Here is an 18,581-nt window from a genome sequence, read left to right on the forward strand (position 1 = left end):
CGAAACTCGCGTAGTGAGTTAGAACCCCCTGCATTTATGCATGGGGTATCTCAGAGATATCTGCTGTCTAGCTTGGGCAAAGACGCTGCTGATCAGCTACTGATTACCTTGTTGACGACGAGCACGCATTTCGTCCCGATATTTTTGCAGTTGCTGTTTTTGCTCTGGAGTCAGGACTGCATCAATCTGGGTTTTCTGTGACTGCATGACTTGACGCATTTGGTTTTTCTGCTCTTCAGTCAGATTCAAAGCAGCAAACGCACCCCGCTTTCCCTGGCGGTTTTGCATAGCGGTTTTTAACTGTTCTCGTTGCTGTTCAGTGAGAATTTTCTCCATTTCAGCGCGGGTACTGCTGCGGATTTCTTTGATTTTGGCTTTTTGTTCATCCGTCAGTCCCAAACGTTGCAGTGGTCCCCCTTTTTCCTGAGATTGTGCAACAACTAAAGGTGAAGAGGAGTTCGCCTCTGCTTTGACTGCTAGGGAAGTTGCACTTAAACTGAGGGCGATCGCTGCACCAATGAGTGATAAGTTTTTGAGTTTCATAAAGTACCGCTGGGTTTCTCCTGCTTGATACCACTATCATAAAAATTTAATTTTAAGGGTTACATGAGGAGAAAGTCACGAATACACCCATGACTTTAGTCATGGTCTATACAAGGATATTCATCAGCCAACCTTGAAGTCTTTCGTTTGTTAGCTTATCAATCTCTAATATCAAGTCCGGATAATTAGTTATTATTTATATTTGACCTCTCCCCGCCTTTGACTGGCGTCAAAGTCGCCCCTCCCCTACTAGGGGAGGGGTAGGGGAAGAGGTCACTTATTATAAGTATTCAAGCGAACATGATATAAAATAAACCCTGTTTATCAGAAAAATTAGGTTTTTAGGCTTACCATAAAAACTAGTTGAAATTGGGTATATTTTTGTGACCCGTCCAATTCAATTCAAGAATCATCCTTTTCGATTTCTCCTTTATTTGGAGTGGACATTGCTAGCGTCTGCCGCTTTGACAGCAGCGCTACCATCTCACTCATACCGGTTTCAGGCTAGGTTTCCCGAACTGACAATTTGTAGTCTGACGCTTTTTGGTTTAATGGGCTTAAGATTGCCCACTCGTAACCATATAAATAAAATACTTTACACTGCTGCAGAAATATTCTTAATTTTAATAACTGGCTTTTTTGGAGGAAGAACTGCTCGGCTTTTCCCCTTTCTTTACGTCATTTTAGTGACTCGGAGTTGCTTAATTTTTCAGTTACCAGGTCGCTTGGTAGTGACTGCTTTATCATTTCTTTTATTTTTGATAACATTTAGAAGGCGATTTGCACGCATAGCATTATCACCTGCATCACAAGAGCGTTTTTTGTTTTTTACTTTAAGCTTTGTGCTGGTATTCGGATTAGCTTTATTGTTTGTTTTACTGTTGATGAATGCAGTTTTATCTGAGCGAGAAAGTCGAGAAAAACTAGCAATTGCTAATGAAAAACTCCGTCAATATGCTCTGCAAATTGAAAATCAAGCGACTCTTGAAGAACGCAACCGTATTGCTCGTGAAATACACGATTCATTAGGACACTCTCTGACAGCTTTAAATTTGCAATTAGAAACTGGTTTGAAGCTTTGGCAATCTAATCCAACAAAAGCGCAAGCTTTCTTGGCAAAGGCAAAAGAGTTAGGTTCTAAGGCGCTACAAGATGTGCGTCAATCAGTTTCTACTATGCGTTCTCATCCTTTGCAAGAGCAATCTTTAGAACAGGCGATCGCCTCGCTTGCAGAAAATGTTCAGCGTTCAACTGGTGTCGCACCAATTTGTCAAATTCACTTATCTCACGTCCCAGTTGAAATTAGCACTGCTATCTACCGCATCGTCCAAGAATCATTTACAAATATCTGTAAGTATGCCCAAGCCACAGAAGTTAAACTAGAAATAACCACAACTAAAAACAGTTTGCAGTTGAGGATTTCGGACAATGGTATAGGGTTTGATTTAACGCAAAATACCACAGGTTTTGGACTTCAAAGTATGCGCGATCGCACTATGGCATTAGGAGGCTATTTTAATATTAACAGCGCTCCTGGTTCCGGTTGCAAAATTACAGCTACTATTCCTCTTTCCAGGTTTTTACTAACTCCAGTAGATCATGACTAACATAATTAAACAGAGTAAGCGCATCAGATGCGCTTACCCTGGAGGTTATTGTAGTTTAGATGTATACTTGCCTTCCTCATATTTAATTCTTTAAGGTTTACTTTGTGATTTAGAAGTATTACTAAGTAACCAAGGAACAAGATTAGCTACTGTAGCAGCAGCAAAGGAGAACAGCGCAACAATAGCATCACGGGGTAAAACGCCATCTAGCCAGCTTCGCTGAATTCTGATGACAGGAAAATCTTTATCTAGACCGATTGTTATTTGTTTATCTGTACCGGAAAAGCGGACTTCTAAACCCTGTTTCGGAATAATTTCAAGATTGCGTATTCGTTGAATGTTGAGAGGAATATTTGGATTTTCTCCCATGAGAAACTGATTTTTTTGGATTTCTTTTTCTTCTCCTGCCATGCGAATTTTGCCTGACACGATGGTAGAAACTTCTAATTCATCTTTAATGTCACCATTTCTATCTAAACGTTGAAATTGAACGTTCTCGGTTTCTATTTTGCCTCGGAACCATTTTTGCTTCTCAAAAATTGGAGTTTTTTTTAGAGTAATATACAGACTATTCTTTTGTGTCATCTCTAAGTTAAATTGTTTATTATCTGGATTGTAAATAAATTCTATTGGTGTTTGCTCGCCAGGAGGAGTTTGTAAATTTAACTCTGGAAATTTATAACCTTCTAGAGTAACTTTAATTGGTTTATCTCCTAAATAAATTTCTAGCGTATTCGATTTCTTATCAGGTGCTGCTGTTGATAATCGTTGTAGAGATAAAGCCAGTTGTTGACGAAAAAAGTCATAATTTAATCGAGTTACTTTTGTATTTGGTTGTAGTTGCAGTGAATCCAGGGAAATTTCGCTGTCCAATTTGGGATTTTCAGGAGCGATAATCAATTTACTCTTGCCGTTAGTTAGCTCAACTTTTAGAAAGTCTAATTGATTAAGTTGTGGCAAATATTTACTTTGAAAGTTTCCTGTGAAAGTTACGGTTTGAATACCTTCACTTTCTAAGTTACTAATGTCACGAATTGATTCGAGAAAACGTTTGGGTTGCTTACCATTGTAGGTAAAACCCATTTCTTGAACAGTGATACTACCTTCAAAGATATGATTTCTGGGCAAAATAGCGGAAAAAGTCACAAGACTAAAACAGAGAAGCAATAGCAGAACAAAAACAAATCTTTTTTTCTTGATTAAATATTTTCCCAAAGGCTGCAAGCGCTGGCGAACTTTATTGGCATTTGTACGAATAGAAGCTGCCAATTTGGTCGCGTTTAAATTCCTGTGTCCTCTGAGGATAGTACTGATATTGGGAGATTTTTGCGCCCCTTGTTTCCGATTTCCCATGATTTATCTCAGCCAATTTGGGTTATGTTCAAAAACAATTTGTCTTGGTGGAAGACGGTAGGTGCCTAAATCTCTTTGGTCAATTTTGGCGATATAGTGGATTTCATATCGTCCGGCTGGTGTGTTGCGTCCATCCCAAGTAAAGATGATTTCGCCGCTACTTGGGTTAGGACGAGAAGTTGTGTAGATAGGTTTTTGACCTCCTTTACGAATGATTTTAAAGGTCGTAAATCGAACGCGATCTCGGGAATAAAAGACAAATTCATACTCACCGGAGGTTTGCCCCACTATGACTGGAACATGGACAGGTTGGGAACCAAAATTATATGAAGCCACAGCACGAAGGCTGTTTTCTGGTATTTTTGATTTCCGAAGAATATTAGTATCCCAAGTGAAGTTGAAGCGCGAAGCATTGCCAGATAGTGGAAAGTCATCCAACTGATACTGATAGTTGTCTCCAAAAGATTTCACTCTCACCTCAGGATTTTTACCACCTTTAATCCGAGGAATTTGTAATGTTAGATTATTGTCATAACTTCTAAGGTTGCGAGTAGCAATGGAAATTAGACTTAGGGGAGTTCCGCTAATCGGTTCTACTTTGAGACCTTCGCAACGCTTGGGTGGTTGACGACGGATATAATCAGTAGAATCAGGATTCCCTTCTGGGCAAGAACCTTGTGCGGGAAGATAGCTAAAGCTAAGAATTAACAGGCTGGCAAAGATAATTTTACTGTTCATAATTTCTCTAAAGAACTTTCCAAGTACGCAGTTTTTCTAAAATCACGGACATAGGATAGGCAAAACTTTTTTGTTCGCCTCTTCGTCCAAAGACAATGCCTAAGAGCCGATTTTGCGAGTCAATCACAGGACTACCGGAATAACCAGGTACGAGTACAGGTTGAGATATCTGCATGTTCTGTTTGTCACTGCTGCTGATTTCCCTTGATTCCACAAACCAAAACAAGTTCTCTTCCCTGCTGGCAGAATGACCGATAATACGAGTGGGTATTTTTGGGGTAATTGGAGTTGAGGAGATGGGTAAAGGCTGAATATCTTCTGGCAGATTTCCAATAACTTCCAAAACAGCTAAATCGACTTGTTCCTTGTCAGAGGTCGTTTTCACGAGCTTAGCATCTCGTCGCATTCGGACTCGGTTTTTAGGTGGCATACTGAAAAATTCCACTTGGATATTTTCACCCAATTTATTGCCCTCAAAAATAACATGACGATTGGTGAGAATTAATGTCCGGTTGGCTTTTCGCTGAATTACTATGCCTGTGCCAACTTCAGGTCCCTGACGTTCACGGGTAAAAGATTTCGCACTGATGGGTACCACAATGTGTACCACAGAACGTTTAACGGGTACGCTAGGATCATCCTTAGGTAACCATTGTCTATCATCGTCAACTTTCCCCAGGGCATTAAGTAGGGTATTCCGCAAATTCTCTGTTTCGTTATAGTTGTTACTGGCATAGACGAAACTTGGGTCAATATCTTCTGCCTTGCCAAACTCTACAAGGGCTGCATCTAATTTCACAATGGCTGCATCTAATTTCCCTTGTTGTAATTTCCCTTGTTGTTGGAACGCAAAACCCAAGCCATTATGAGCAAGAGCACGAGATCTGGGTGGAGTTGTGGAACTCTGTTCTTGTAACGTTATGGCTTTTTGGAAGGCGGCGATGGCTGCATCAAATTTTTTCTGGTATCCCATACCAATGCCGAGGTTGTAGTAAGCATCAGCATAGTTAGGGTCAAGTTGAATCGCTTTTTGGAACTTCGTAATGGCTTCTGTAAATTTATTCTGGTCATACAGGGCAATGCCGAGACCGTTGTAAGCATTAGCAAAGTTAGGTTTAAGTTGAATCGCTTTTTGAAAGTTCCTAATGGCTTCATCTAATTTCTTCTGGTCTCTGAGGGCATTACCGAGACCGTTGTAAGGATAAGGATGCTTAGGGTTAAATTGAATCGCTTTTTGGAAAGCGTCAATGGCTTCATCTAATTTCTTCTGGTCATACAAAGCATTGCCCAGACCGGTGTAAGCATAAGCATGTTTAGGGTAAAGTTGAATCGCTGTTTTGTAGGCAGCGATCGCTTCATCTAATTTTTTCTGGTCATAGAAAGCATTGCCGAGACCGTTGTGAGCATCAACAAATTTAGGGTTAAGTTGAATCGCTTTTTGGAAGGCGTCAATTGCTGCATCTAATTTCTTCTGGTCTGTGAGGGCATTGCCGAGACCGTTGTAAGCATAAGCATGGTCAGAGTCAAATTCAATCGCTTTTTGAAAAGCGTCAATGGCTTGATCTAATTTCTTTTGGTCATACAAAGCATTGCCGAGACCGTTGTAAGCATCAGCATAGTTAGGGTCAAGTTGAATCGCTTTTTGGAAGGCGTCAATGGCTTTATCTAATTTCTTTTGGTCATATTTTCTCTGATCATACAAGGCATTGCCGAGACCGTTGTAAGCATCAGCAAAATTACCGTCAATTTGAATCGCTTTTTTGTAGGCGTCAATGGCTTTATCTAATTTCTTCTGTTGCCGCAAAGCATTCCCCAAATTGTTATAAGCGTTGCTATTATTAGGTTCAAGTTGCAGAACTCTACGCCAAATATTTTCAGCTTGAGAGTAATTACCGACAGATTCAGCAGCATTAACTTGTTTCAATAACTGTTCGATACTACTTTGCGCGGCTACCAATCCAGGAGTCACAGCCAAACATAAAGTTAGAACTATAACAAATATTGTCTGATGACGTTTAATTTCCACAGCCAATCTAAATCATCCAAAGACTGATGCTTAAGTAATCAAGCTCATTTACGGGTTTTCCGGTTAACTTATTTTATTTTGTTAAAAAATATACTGCTCAGCCCTTCGGGCAAGGCAGAGGGCATTCGTGAAGAAAATTGTTGAAGGCAAATTGCTTGATACTATTCTGATACTGCTGTAGGTCAACTTCGGAAATATACCCCAGGTGCTTGCGTTCCTACTTGCCATTTGTTTTCAGCTTGGGTTGACAGGGCAAACGCATCTAAATACTGGCAGCCTGACAGGTTATAGTGGGAGGGTGCGGCTCAGGAACACTTTTCTGTTTTGGCGATGCTGCTTTGGTAGTCGCCCCAAGAAGGTGACGAGTGTGGAACGTCCAGCGTAGGCGACGGGTTATATTTACTATCTTAATCGCCTAGCATTAACGAATTTTCTTATTTAATGCACGTTTTCAGAAACTTAATTGGTGAGTTTTGTGTTGAAATAATACAGTCATAGAAAATTTCGGTTTTTGATAAAAGTTGTTTATGTATTCTCCGGAAATAGGAATGATTGCTGTAATTTCAAGCAATTTTACAAGCTACATCAATAATTAAGATGCGTTTGCCCTGCATGATAAAAGTCTTACTTGTAGATGACCAGAGTTTAATTCGTCAAGGATTAAAAGCTTTATTGGAATTAGAACTGGATTTAGAAGTCGTAGGAGAAGCGGAAAATGGGGAAATTGCAATTCATTTCATTGAAGAGTTGTCCCCAGATGTGGTACTCATGGATATAAGAATGCCTGTTATGGATGGTGTTGCAGCCACTCGGGAAATTCAAAAGCGTTTTCCCGGAGTTAAAGTTTTAGTGCTGACAACTTTTGATGATGATGAATATGTGAAGGCGGCGTTACAAAATGGAGCAATGGGTTATTTGCTCAAAGATACACCTTCAGAAGAGTTAGCTGTTGCTATTCGTGCTGTCTACAAAGGATACACTCAATTAGGACCAGGAATAGTTAAAAAACTTTTAACTCAATTTTCTAGTGTAACGCCGACTCAGTCAACGCCTCCGCCACCTAGCTTAGCTGAACTTACTCCTAGAGAAAAAGAAGTTTTGCGCTTAATTGCTACGGGTGCTAATAATCGAGAAATTGCACAGCAACTTTATATTTCTGAAGGGACCGTGAAGAACCATGTCACGAATATTTTGAATCGTTTAGATTTGCGCGATCGCACCCAAGCTGCAATTTTTGCTAATTCTTTTTTGCCCTATTTAAATGACGCTACTTAAAACCTGATAAGCTACTTAAATAATTTTAGACACTCTTCTCTTAAAACGCCTCTTTGCACCTTGATTTTTCTAAAGCTTTTAGCAATCACCTCTTCGCATGATATGTTGATTTGAGATTGATGAACAGAAACTAAATCTTCAATAGAAGCACCATAGACAATTTCTGATATACCCGTCCAAACGCAAGCAGTTGCACACATCGGACAAGGTTCACCAGTGGTATATATGGTATAACCTTCTAAAGAAGGGTTTTGAAGTTGAGCGGTTAAATTGCGAATGACATTAATTTCTGCATGGGCAGAAGGATCGCTGTCTCGCTTCACAGTATTATAAGCTAGGGCAACCACTTGGTTATCTTTGACGATCACAGCACCGTAAGGCGCATCTCCTTTCTTTGCTTCTTCCAGCGCCAAACGCATAAATTCTTCTGAGTTCATATAAGCTTGAGAGGAGAATTTTATTAGTATTAAAAATATACCACATTCAAGAAACCTCCTGTAAAAGTGACTTTTTTGAAAATGAAACCACAGATGAACAGTAAATAAAAGTTTTCCTCTGTCTTCCACCCTCTTGCAGGGGGAAATGAGGGGGGTGCACACAGATAATTAACTCGTGTTAATCTGTGTGCATCTGTGGTTTTAAATATCTATAGCAAACCAGTTTTATTTTTGAAAACATTTAAGTATTTGTAGGGTGGGCAATGCTTCCCAAAACCCAGATATAACCCAGATATAGTCGCCATTGCACACCCTACGTGTATTTCAAAAATAAAATACGAATCCTATATTAATCATACTTTTGCCAGAGGCATCATGAACAGAGTTGACAAGCATTGAATGAAAATTTCCTTCCCTAGTCTCCTTGTCCATTTTCAAGTGAAATCTAATGTTATTGCCTTCAGCAGTGCTAAATCATCAGCCTTGAGGTAAAAATAAGAAATGACAGGCTCAGCACTTGGTACTCATGACTATTGTGCTGCATTTGTTAGACGTGGCTTTTGTGAATTATGTTACTGACCAGAGAAAAAACAGCATTTTACTTGCAAGATCTAGAGACACCAGTAGGTAAATCTGTGAATTTAACCATTGCTGGTCTGGTTTTTCTATCTTCAGTAAGTTTTGTAGTACAAACTTATAAGATTCCTGACAATTTTCGGCTACTTTTAGATGGTATAGACCAGGCAATTTTGTTAATTTTTGCAGCAGAGTACTTACTGCGGCTGTGGAGTGAAGAAAATAAAATTAAGTATTTCTTTAGTTTTTATTCAATCATTGACTTAATGGCAATTTTGCCATTTTTTCTAGGTGCAGATGCTATCAGTTTTATCCGACTGCTGCGATGGTTCCGAATTTTACGGTTAATTAGGTTTCTAGATAAGAAATTTATATTTGGTATTAGTACAGAAGATAGTTTAATCTCTGCACGGATATTATTTACGTTATTTGCAATTATCTTTGTATACTCTGGTTTAATTTATCAAGTAGAGCATCCGGTTAACCCAAAAAATTTCGCTACTTTTTTGGATGCTTTTTATTTTTCCATAGTGACAATGACAACTGTGGGTTTTGGCGATGTCACTCCAATTTCTGAACTAGGTCGCCTGCTAACAGTGTTGATGATTTTAACAGGTATTGCCCTCATTCCTTGGCAAGTAGGTGATTTGATTAAGCGATTAGTTAAAACCGCTAATCAGGTGGAAACCGTTTGTTCTGGTTGCGGTTTGTCTTTCCACGATGCAGATGCTATCTTCTGCAAGAATTGTGGAACGAAGTTGAGAAAAGATTGACTAAAAAAGAACTGAGAAATCAGAACTCAGAAGGTTTTTTGCTTGTGTATTGAGATTGCGATCCACAAGCTGGCAAATAACTGGGTGTAATCAGCTTCTCTAATAAAAATAAGCGGCTATTTGCTAGTTAAGAGTGCGACTGGAAAACTTGACTTAAGTAATATATTATACTTGTATAGTCAGATGCATCAAAAATTTTTACATTTAAAGTTCAAGGAATTTCATTTTTTCTGACTTAAGATAGATGTTAAAATTAATATTATATTGTAAAGGTAGTTTTGCTGTCTTACAAGTGTGATTTCAGCACTTTGCATCTGCCATTTTTATCAGCACCGTCAGGTGACTTGTCAAGATTTTTCGCTCTCCATGAGTTCACCCCACTTGATGGGTGCCTTAGGGGTACTCATGGTTTACTTTTGATTTCACAAGTATCCAGTTTCAGGTTAATGAGGTTAATTATAGATGCTCCTGGCAGATGTGGCGATGAGTAGCACTTACGATCCACGGCTTGTGGCGCTTTCGATAGTGATAGCTGTCCTTGCTTCGTACACCGCTGTTGATTTGGCTGGGCGGGTAACGCTCACTCAGGGACGGGCTAGAGTTGTATGGTTAATTGGGGGCGCGATTGTCATGGGAATGGGCATCTGGTCGATGCACTTTGTTGCTATGCTCGCCTACAATTTCCCGAGACCGATGAGCTATGACGTGTTGATTGTGCTGCTGTCAATATTGCCTGCTATTATTGCCTCGCTTGGCGCACTTTTCCTTGCAAGTCGCCAGTTCTTGAGTCAGCGGCGATTGCTAATTGGTGGAGTGTTAATGGGCATTGGCATTGCGTCGATGCACTACGTTGGTATGTTAGCAATGCGAATGCAAGCAGCGACTCGGTATCAGCCTGTGCTGTTTATACTTTCTATAGTCATCGCTATGAGTGCGTCGATAGTAGCGCTGTGGATTGCCTTTCACCTGCGTTTGCAGATTGGTAAAGGCAGTATACGACCCAAGATTTTGAGTGCGTTCGTGATGGGGGCTGCAATTTCCGGGATGCACTACACAGGGATGGCTGCTGCCTCTTTCACACCAACTCAGGTGAGGAGTGCAGGCACAACAGCAGCCCAGGAAATGCACGGTTCCTTCACTTGGCTGGCTGTGGGCATCGGCATTGCTACGCTGATTATCTTGAGTTGTACGCTGCTCACTGCCTTCATAGATCGGCGAATGGTGACTCAAGCAATGCTCCTCAAACAGCAACAAGCAGAAGCTGAGCGCTCGCAACTTTTTACAGAAGTCACCCTCCGCATTCGGCGCTCTCTTAAGTTGGAAGATGTCCTCAACACAGCCGTCACTGAAGTCAGGAAAGCACTCAATCTAGACCGCGTTATCGTCTACTACTTCAATCCAGATTGGAGCGGCACGATCATCGCCGAGTCTGTAGCAGAGGGTTGGATGAAAACCTTAGGCAAAACAGTTGATGATCCGTTTCGTGAAGACTACATTCAAATGTACAAAAATGGTCGAGTCCGAGCTACAAATAACATTTACGAAGCGGATTTTACAGATTGTCACCAGAAAATTCTAGAAGGCTTTCAAATTAAAGCGAATGTCGTTGCACCTGTTTTACAAGATAATGAGCTTTTGGGTTTATTGTGCGGTCACCAATGTTGTGGACCTCGCATGTGGCAGAAGTCAGAAATTGATTTATTCGGGCAATTAGCCATTCAGGTAAGCATTGCTCTAGAACAAGCAAATCTTTTGCATCAATTGCAACAGGCAGAAAAAGTGCTGCGGGTACGTGACCTGGCGATCGCCGCCGCTAGTAACTCTATCATCATTACAGACCCCCATCAGCCAGATAATCCGATCGTCTTTTGCAATGGCGCATTTGAAACCGTCACTGGTTATTCACCAAAAGAAGTGCAGGGACGTAACTGCCGATTTTTGCAAGGACTTGACACCGATCCAGAGACTATTGAGGAAATACGCACAGCAGTACAACAGGAGCGTGAATGTCAAGTTGTCATCAAGAATTACCGCAAGGACGGTACTGCGTTCTGGTCTGAATTAAGCATTTCTCCAGTGCGAGACGTAACTGGCAATGTGATAAATTTTGTCGGCGTGCAATCAGACATTACCTCACGCAAGCAGGCGGAAGAGGAATTGAAGCGTAGTAAAGAAACTCTCCAACGTCAACTTGTAGAACTTATTAGTGAGGTTAAAGAGGTAGCCGAAGGTAACTTGACAGCTCGAGCTGAAATTACAACCGGTCAAATCGGAATAGTGGCTGACTTTTTCAATGTGATCATTGAAAGCTTGCGGCAAATAGTTATTCAGGTGAAACAAGCTGCCCAACAAGTCAATGTTTCTGTGGGGGAAAACTCTCATGCTATCCGTCAATTAGCAGATGAAGCACTCAATCAAGCTGAAGAAATTACCCGCACCATTGATTCAGTAGATCAAATGAGCCTCTCTATTCAAGAAGTTGCCAATAGTGCTCATCAAGCAGCAGAAGTTGCTCGTGCATCTGCCAATACTGCCTTGGCTGCAGGTGAAGTCATGGAGCTTACTGTTTCTAGCATCTTAAATTTGCAAAAGACAATTACTGAAACAGCCGAAAATATAAAACGTTTCGGTGAATCATCCCAAGAGATTTCTAAAGTTGTGACATTGATTAACCAAATCGCAACGCAAACCAATTTACTATCTATCAACGCTAGTATTGAAGCCTACCGCGCTGGTGAAGAAAATCAAGGCTTTATTGTCGTGGCGCAAGAAGTCGGTCGCTTAGCCGCCGAGTCAGCCGAAGCAACCAAAGAAATTGAATACATAGTACAAAATATCCAATCAGAAACCAACGCAGTCGTCGAAGCGATAGAACAGGGAACGACTCAGGTGGTGGAAAGCGCTTACCTAGTCAAAGACGTTAAGCAAAGCATGGAGCGAATTGTAGAAGTGTCTCGTCAAATCGACGAGTTGGTGGAGTCGATTTCTCTGACAACAGTGTCTCAAGCTCAAACTTCTCAAGCTGTCTCTCTTTTAATGAAGGAAATTACCAAAGCATCGGTTCGCACTGCTGATTCGTCTCGCGTTGTGTCTACGTCTTTAGAACAAACTGTAGAAGTGGCACAGCAATTACAAGCATCAGTTAGTGTGTTTAAAACTGAGGTGTAATTCATCCGACCATCACAGGATTAACTTGCAATTCTCTTAACTTACAAGCCAGCACTACATTTCCTTTATTATCCCACCAGCACAACCAAGGAAGTTCTACTTGAGTGAGGGTGTGGAGTGCGATCGCCTCAGTTACCGCCAATAGATTGAATTTCTACCTCTGCCTGAACCTCTATTTCAACTTGAGCTTCTACAAATGAGGCATAAATCGGAATATTGGCTTGTATGGCTTCAAAACTAACAACTAGAGAGTATGGAACGGTAGCTTCTGGATCATTGTTCCAACCTTCGTGTCCAACAATTGCAATGCAGAATGCTTCTGTTAGTTCAAATGACCTGACAACAGTCCAATCTTTCTGAAGGGTTCCTGCACTTCTGGATACATCTCTAATTATTCCGTGATTATTTTGTTTGCCAAGGGTCCATTTAAAAATTCCCTCTCCCTTCTCGGCATCCTCTGGAGCATCATACTCTTTTAAAATCCTCGCCAGAAAACGTTCTGGATCTTCTCCTTTCTTACTACAATCCCAGTCGAGCCAAGTTGAGAGATATTTTCTGCGATTCCTCCGGGTTCGACGTGGTTGCGCTTTGTAAGAAAGAGTAACTTCCACTATAATCTCAAGTGCCTCTCCCTGAGAACGCAATTCTTCTGGCAGTTTCACTTGGTAAACATGAGCCTGTCTAGCTCTGATACGACGCTCTCCTCTTGTAATTAAAGTAATACGGTTGGGAGAATTACCCAAAGCTCGGTCAAGATTGGGAACGCCATAACCCATTTGGCGAATAATCTGTGTTTTTTTACTGTTATCTTCTGCCTGTGCCCACTCTGTCCATCGGGCTGATTGTACTATTAGCGCACGGTAAAGAAGGCAACTCTCATTAGGCAATTCAGCAGCAAGACGAGCAGCAATATGGCTTACTTTTGGGGCTGCAAAGGATGTTCCAACTTTGTCAGAGGCTATAGCTGGTCCACCACTCAAAGTTGAGCGCACTAATTCGGGACAAACATCTTTAGCGAAAGTAATGTCAGGTGGTGTACCTTCATCTTTTACTAAATCGCCACCATACTCAACTACTTCGGGTTTAATCGTATACCAAATTCCTAACCCAGAGCATGAAAAGGCTGAGGGTTTATCCTTCTGTGAAATAGAAGAATAAGGCAATGCATGATAAGAAGCTGGAGAAATTGAGCCAACAGTTAACGCTTGAAAACTTTGTGCAGGGTTAGCAATTCTACAAGAATCTTCTAAAAGATAATCTGGATATGTTCGATGGGCAGCAAGATGCTCTTGGACAGATAATCTTGTAAATCCTATTTTGCCGTTTAAAGGTAAATTCCCAGCTGCAACAATAAACAGGATATCCTTTTGCCATGTGAGATTATCAATAGCTGCTGCCCAAGCGCTCATATATTGGGTTCGGCAGGGAACAACCCCAGTGATAGAGTGGTTAAAAATTTTCGTTTTTATTTGCCCGTGGTAAAATTCTACAATTTCACCCAAGATAACAGGCGGAAATAGCTGCTTAGGTAGTTTGCAATTAGCATCAAGAACTCTCGCATTTTGAATCCAGCAAACAGCTTTTTCATTTCCGCTACGAGGTATAGTCCTTGGATACAGCACTGCACCAGCTACTCTAGTCCCATGTCCACCATTGCTAACATAATCAGCGGTTTTATAAGTTTCTCCTGGAACCCAAGACCTTGAATTTTGTGAATCAAGTGCTGCTTTTAGAAGAACATGACTTTCTTGAATTCCACTATCTATAACACATACCTTAGGAGCATTTGAATCTGGTGGCTGTAGTTGAAAAGTAGGAACATCAGTATCAGATGAAGCTTCCCGCTCAATCAATTCAGCGAATTCATCCGGTAAACTAACATCAAAAATATAAGGAAAATTGAAAACTAAATCTTTTAATCCTTTACCTGAAATTTGAATGCGGCAGGAAAAACTATCCGGTAACTTTGCCCCATTTGGAATTATTCCCTCTACAAAGGAACTTGTAAGCCTTCCATTATAAGCCTCAACAAAATCTGTCAAATCTTGCTGCCTGTCAAATGCTAAATCATCCCATTCTTCATAAGTTGAATCACGTTTATTTATCCATTTATTAAATCTTTTCGTATATTTTTCATCACTTTCATTGGGCTTTCGGTCGGGATAATTAGGAAATTGTGACTGAGTACCTATACAGGAAATCCCTACATCTACAGTATATATTTGTTCATCTCTAATTCGCTCCCACTCATTAAGTAGTTCTGGTGACAGGATGTACTCCGGTCGTCTAATGCCATCAATAATATCCCAAATTTCTGAAACTTTTTTACCTCCATTTTCTTGCTTAATAAATTTTTCTATCTTTTTTTGTAGTTCACTAAATTCTGGATCGTTGGCAGAAGCACCAATGATATACCCATCTTCTAATTCAGCAATTACCTCAATGCCATACTTTCTCAGCTCCTCTGCATCAAAAGCAATAGGATCAATGCGTAAAATGATTGGTTTAGCTTTTTCAGGAAGTGGAGGCTTTCCTTCTTCCTCTCGTTTGTCTTGAATATTTTGCAAATCAAAGATTAAGGAGTCTAAAGAACTCTTTAGTTTAGTTCCATGTCCCTGACGATTAGCCAAATTTGCAGCAGTTTGAGGATTTTGTTGTCTTGCTCCTGCTTGAGCAGGTTTAGCACTTCCTTCTGTTGTTAGCTTAAGCTGAATATGCGGAAACTGCTCAGAACGTTCAACCATTTAGTTCTCCAGACACCAAAATTTAATTTCAGGACACTTTGATTTCTTTAATAGCTTCTTCTAAGTGTTCCTGAATCACTAACTCCTCCCGCTCAAGAATCGCTCGTTTGGCAGCATCTTGTGCGACCCTCACAGCTTGAGCAGCAGAAAAACCACTCATTTGCTTAATGATCAGGAGCCAGTTGATAGAGCCTACTTCAATTGCAGATAGTGTATCTTTTAGTATAAATTCTAGCTCCTTCTCTCCTGGTTTTGGTACTTCGATCAAGTCGTCAAATCTTCTCCAAAGGGCAGTATCAAGAGATTTATTGAGGTTCGTAGCTGCTACTAAAAGACCAGAAGACGGCTGAAATTCATCTAAAATTTGAAGAAATGTATTTACTACTCGCTTAATTTCTCCTACTTCCTGAGAGTCTTCTCTTGACTTAGCAATTGAGTCACATTCATCCAAAAACAATACACATGGATTTTTTGAGGCATCCTCAAATACAAGTCTCAAATTAGTTGCGGTTTCGCCCAAAAAAGACGATACCATTGCATCAAATCGAACTTTAAGAAGTGGTAAACCTGTATTCCAAGCTAAACGCTCTGCTCCCAGCGTCTTTCCACAGCCAGGAGGACCATACAGGAGAATTTTTTGCCTGTAGCGCAGTCCATGATGAGCAAGTCTATCTCTTGCGGCATACTCACGCTCAATTCGGCGGAAACGTTTCTCAACATTTTCAGGCAGCACCATATGATGCCGCAGTTTATCCCTTGGTATGATAGTTACTAAGGGAAGATTGAATCGCTTACTCGTTGGTAATTCAGTTAAAGCCTGTAAGTTTTCTGGGACTGAGGAAGCTGGTTTGCTAATGTCGGTAGACTTCTGTTTCTGGCTCTTTTTAGTGATATTCTCTAACTGGTCAGCTAAGAGCGTGTGTCCCTTGCTACGCTCTTCCTCAATTACTAGGTATGTAAGCTTATCAATAGCCTCTTGATCTGAACTAGCGATCGCCCTAAAAAATCTCTTGAGAAGCTCTGCTTTCATACTGCCTCTCTGTATAAATAATAGCTTTTTTAGTAATTTTGTACTAATAAAACTTGACGCACAATAAAGTATAACGCGTTGGTTTACAGGAAGCCACCCTCTAGCCGTCTACGCGGTTGATTAAACAAAAAAAAGGCGGGCAATAAAGCCCACCTTGAAAAGAAAGAGAATAGTTTGTTGCTAATTAACCCAACAATTGTTTCGCTTTAGCTAACACATTATCAACACTGAAGCCAAACTTCTCCAGACAGACACCGCCTGGAGCTGAAGCACCAAAGCGATCGATGCTAACAGTATCGCCTTCAGTACCGACGTACTTGTGCCAGCCCAAACTAGAACCAGCTTCTACAGACAAACGCTTGGTAACGGCTTTAGGCAGAATAGATTCTTTATAAGCCGCATCTTGTGCTTCAAACAGTTCCCACGAGGGTAGTGAGACAACACGGACTTTCTTGCCTTCGCTGGTGAGTTTCTCGGCTGCGGTTACGCAGAGGCTCAATTCGGAACCAGTACCAATTAGAATCAGTTCCGGGGTACCCTCGCTGTCAACCACCGTATATCCACCCTTGGTGACGCCCTCAATTGATGTCCCTGGTAAGTTCGGGACATTTTGACGGGTGAACGCCAACAAGGTGGGAGCGTGTTGCTTTGCTTTCTCAATCGCCACTTTGTAAGCGCCAGAGGTTTCGTTCCCGTCTGCGGGGCGAATCACTGTTAACTGAGGAATGGCTCGCAGGGAAGCAAGAGTTTCAATGGGTTGGTGCGTTGGACCATCTTCACCTTGTCCAATCGAGTCGTGAGTCATCACCCAAATCACGCCACCGTGGGACAGGGCGGATAAGCGGATGGCAGCACGCATATAGTCTGTAAAGATCAAGAAGGTAGCGCCGTAGGGAATTAATCCAGAACGATGCAGCGATATGCCGTTACAGATTGCGCCCATACCGTGTTCCCGCACACCAAAGTGGATGTTGCGGTTTTGGTATTGTCCTTTCTGAAAGTCGCCGAAGCCCTTAATCTCAGTTAGGTTGGAGTGAGTTAAGTCAGCCGAACCACCAATGAGCTCTGGTAAAACCGGTGCCAGTTTGTTGAGGCAGGTTTCTGAGTGTTTGCGGGTGGCTACTCCTTTGTCTTCGGGAGTGTAGGTGGGTAGTACCTTATCCCAACCATCGGCGAGTTTACCGCTAATGTAACGTTCAAACTCAGCCGCTTCTTGGGCATACTTGCCTTTGTAGGTGTCAAAGGTTTTGTTCCATTCAGCTTCGTAGTTTGCGCCGCGCTCAATTGCTTTGCGCCAGTGCTTAAGAGCATCTTCTGGAACGACAAAAGGCTCGTGTTCCCAACCCAAGTTTTCGCGGGTGAGTTTAACTTCGTCGCCACCAAGAGCAGCACCGTGAACACCAGCGGTGTTTGCTTTATTGGGCGAACCGTAACCAATCGTGGTTGTTACCTTAATAAAAGAAGGCTTATCGGTGACGGATTTTGCTTCTTCAATTGCTTTGGCAATTCCTTCTAAATCGGTATTGCCATCTTGAACGTGCAGTACGTGCCAACCGTAAGCTTCAAACCGCTTGGAAACATCTTCGGTGAATGCTATGTCTGTAGAACCATCGATGGAGATGTGGTTGTCGTCGTACAGAGCGATGAGTTTGCCTAATCCCAGGTGTCCCGCGTAAGAACAAGCTTCACCAGAAACGCCTTCCATGTTGCAGCCATCACCTAAAATTACGTAGGTGTAATGGTCAACAATCTTGGCATCGGGTTTGTTGAACTTTGCAGCAAGGTGTGCTTCGGCGATCGCCAAACCGACTCCATTGGCAATTCCTTGCCCCAGAGGTCCTGTGGTAACTTCCACGCCAGCGGTCATGAAGTTTTCGGGGTGTCCGGGGGTTCTCGATTCCCACTGACGGAATTGCTTAATATCTTCAATGCTCACGCTGTCGAAGCCTGTCAGGTAAAGCAAGGCATAGTGCAACATTGAGCCGTGACCGGCAGATAGCACAAAGCGATCGCGGTTGAACCACTTGGGATTTTTGGGGTTATACCGCAAAAAGCGATCCCATAGCACAAAAGCCATTGGCGCTGCGCCCATAGGCAGCCCTGGGTGACCAGACTTTGCCTTTTCTACGGCATCAATTGCCAGAAAGCGGATCGAGTTAATACAAACTTCTTCGAGGGTTTGGGTTGCAACAGCCATAATAAGAGATTGTTCTTTACGACGGGTTAGCACTCTTTTGGTTTCACTACATGGGAGGCAAAAAGCGACGACACTGCGCCCTTAGTGGTTCTTGAGGACAGTTCCAAAAAGGGT

General features: G+C 41.7%; 13 protein-coding genes. 4 read left to right on the plus strand and 9 right to left on the minus strand.

Translation table 11 applies throughout. The annotated features are described in order from the left end of the window. Positions 1 to 96: 96 nt before the first annotated feature. Positions 97 to 543 (minus strand): Spy/CpxP family protein refolding chaperone, encoded by a 447-nt coding sequence (locus tag ACM0OZ_RS19480; RefSeq protein ID WP_414584475.1) that lies wholly within the window; start codon positions 541 to 543, stop codon positions 97 to 99. Positions 544 to 926: 383 nt separating this feature from the next. Here ACM0OZ_RS19480 and ACM0OZ_RS19485 point away from each other — a divergent pair, with 383 nt between their 5' ends. Beyond that, complete coding sequence (locus ACM0OZ_RS19485) at positions 927 to 2,150, plus strand: sensor histidine kinase (RefSeq protein ID WP_414584476.1); 1,224 nt, start codon at positions 927 to 929, stop codon at positions 2,148 to 2,150. A 90-nt stretch (positions 2,151 to 2,240) separates the two neighbouring features. On the opposite strand, the gene ACM0OZ_RS19490 is transcribed toward ACM0OZ_RS19485, so the two are convergent. From ACM0OZ_RS19490 to ACM0OZ_RS19500, 3 genes are all read right to left on the minus strand, one after another. Then, positions 2,241 to 3,419: a hypothetical protein gene (locus tag ACM0OZ_RS19490; protein WP_414584477.1), complete on the minus strand. Its 1,179-nt coding sequence runs from the start codon at positions 3,417 to 3,419 to the stop codon at positions 2,241 to 2,243. Positions 3,420 to 3,506: 87 nt separating this feature from the next. Next, the gene (locus ACM0OZ_RS19495; protein ID WP_414584478.1) at positions 3,507 to 4,241 is read right to left on the minus strand and encodes a hypothetical protein; all 735 of its coding nucleotides are present in this window, start codon (positions 4,239 to 4,241) and stop codon (positions 3,507 to 3,509) included. Positions 4,242 to 4,248: 7 nt separating this feature from the next. Continuing rightward, positions 4,249 to 6,267 (minus strand): tetratricopeptide repeat protein, encoded by a 2,019-nt coding sequence (locus tag ACM0OZ_RS19500; protein ID WP_414584480.1) that lies wholly within the window; start codon positions 6,265 to 6,267, stop codon positions 4,249 to 4,251. Positions 6,268 to 6,879: 612 nt separating this feature from the next. On the opposite strand from ACM0OZ_RS19500, the gene ACM0OZ_RS19505 reads away from it, so the two are divergent. Further along, positions 6,880 to 7,542 (plus strand): response regulator transcription factor, encoded by a 663-nt coding sequence (locus ACM0OZ_RS19505; RefSeq protein ID WP_414584481.1) that lies wholly within the window; start codon positions 6,880 to 6,882, stop codon positions 7,540 to 7,542. 11 nt (positions 7,543 to 7,553) lie between these two features. Here ACM0OZ_RS19505 and ACM0OZ_RS19510 read toward each other — a convergent pair whose 3' ends face one another. After that, the gene (locus ACM0OZ_RS19510) at positions 7,554 to 7,979 is read right to left on the minus strand and encodes a nucleoside deaminase (RefSeq protein ID WP_073633764.1); all 426 of its coding nucleotides are present in this window, start codon (positions 7,977 to 7,979) and stop codon (positions 7,554 to 7,556) included. 569 nt (positions 7,980 to 8,548) lie between these two features. Here ACM0OZ_RS19510 and ACM0OZ_RS19515 point away from each other — a divergent pair. Both ACM0OZ_RS19515 and ACM0OZ_RS19520 read left to right on the plus strand, forming a co-directional pair. Next, positions 8,549 to 9,328: an ion transporter gene (locus tag ACM0OZ_RS19515; RefSeq protein WP_414584482.1), complete on the plus strand. Its 780-nt coding sequence runs from the start codon at positions 8,549 to 8,551 to the stop codon at positions 9,326 to 9,328. A gap of 462 nt (positions 9,329 to 9,790) precedes the next feature. After that, entirely contained in the window at positions 9,791 to 12,496 is a 2,706-nt protein-coding gene (locus ACM0OZ_RS19520) for an MHYT domain-containing protein (protein WP_414584483.1), read from the plus strand. A gap of 1 nt (position 12,497) precedes the next feature. Here the strand turns inward: ACM0OZ_RS19520 and ACM0OZ_RS19525 are convergent, their stop codons facing one another. From ACM0OZ_RS19525 to tkt, 4 genes are all read right to left on the minus strand, one after another. Continuing rightward, the gene (locus tag ACM0OZ_RS19525) at positions 12,498 to 12,638 is read right to left on the minus strand and encodes a hypothetical protein (RefSeq protein WP_414584484.1); all 141 of its coding nucleotides are present in this window, start codon (positions 12,636 to 12,638) and stop codon (positions 12,498 to 12,500) included. Then, entirely contained in the window at positions 12,625 to 15,240 is a 2,616-nt protein-coding gene (locus ACM0OZ_RS19530) for a S8 family peptidase (RefSeq protein WP_414584485.1), read from the minus strand. Before ACM0OZ_RS19530 ends, ACM0OZ_RS19525 begins: the two co-directional genes overlap by 14 nt. A gap of 28 nt (positions 15,241 to 15,268) precedes the next feature. Beyond that, on the minus strand, positions 15,269 to 16,270 hold the full coding sequence (locus ACM0OZ_RS19535) for an ATP-binding protein (protein ID WP_414584486.1): 1,002 nt from the start codon (positions 16,268 to 16,270) through the stop codon (positions 15,269 to 15,271). Positions 16,271 to 16,454: 184 nt separating this feature from the next. Beyond that, positions 16,455 to 18,467, minus strand: coding sequence for a transketolase (gene tkt, locus ACM0OZ_RS19540; RefSeq protein WP_414584487.1), 2,013 nt, complete (start codon positions 18,465 to 18,467; stop codon positions 16,455 to 16,457). Positions 18,468 to 18,581: the final 114 nt, after the last annotated feature.

The organism is Scytonema sp. PCC 10023 (assembly GCF_963920835.1).
Lineage (GTDB): Bacteria > Cyanobacteriota > Cyanobacteriia > Cyanobacteriales > Nostocaceae > Kalymmatonema.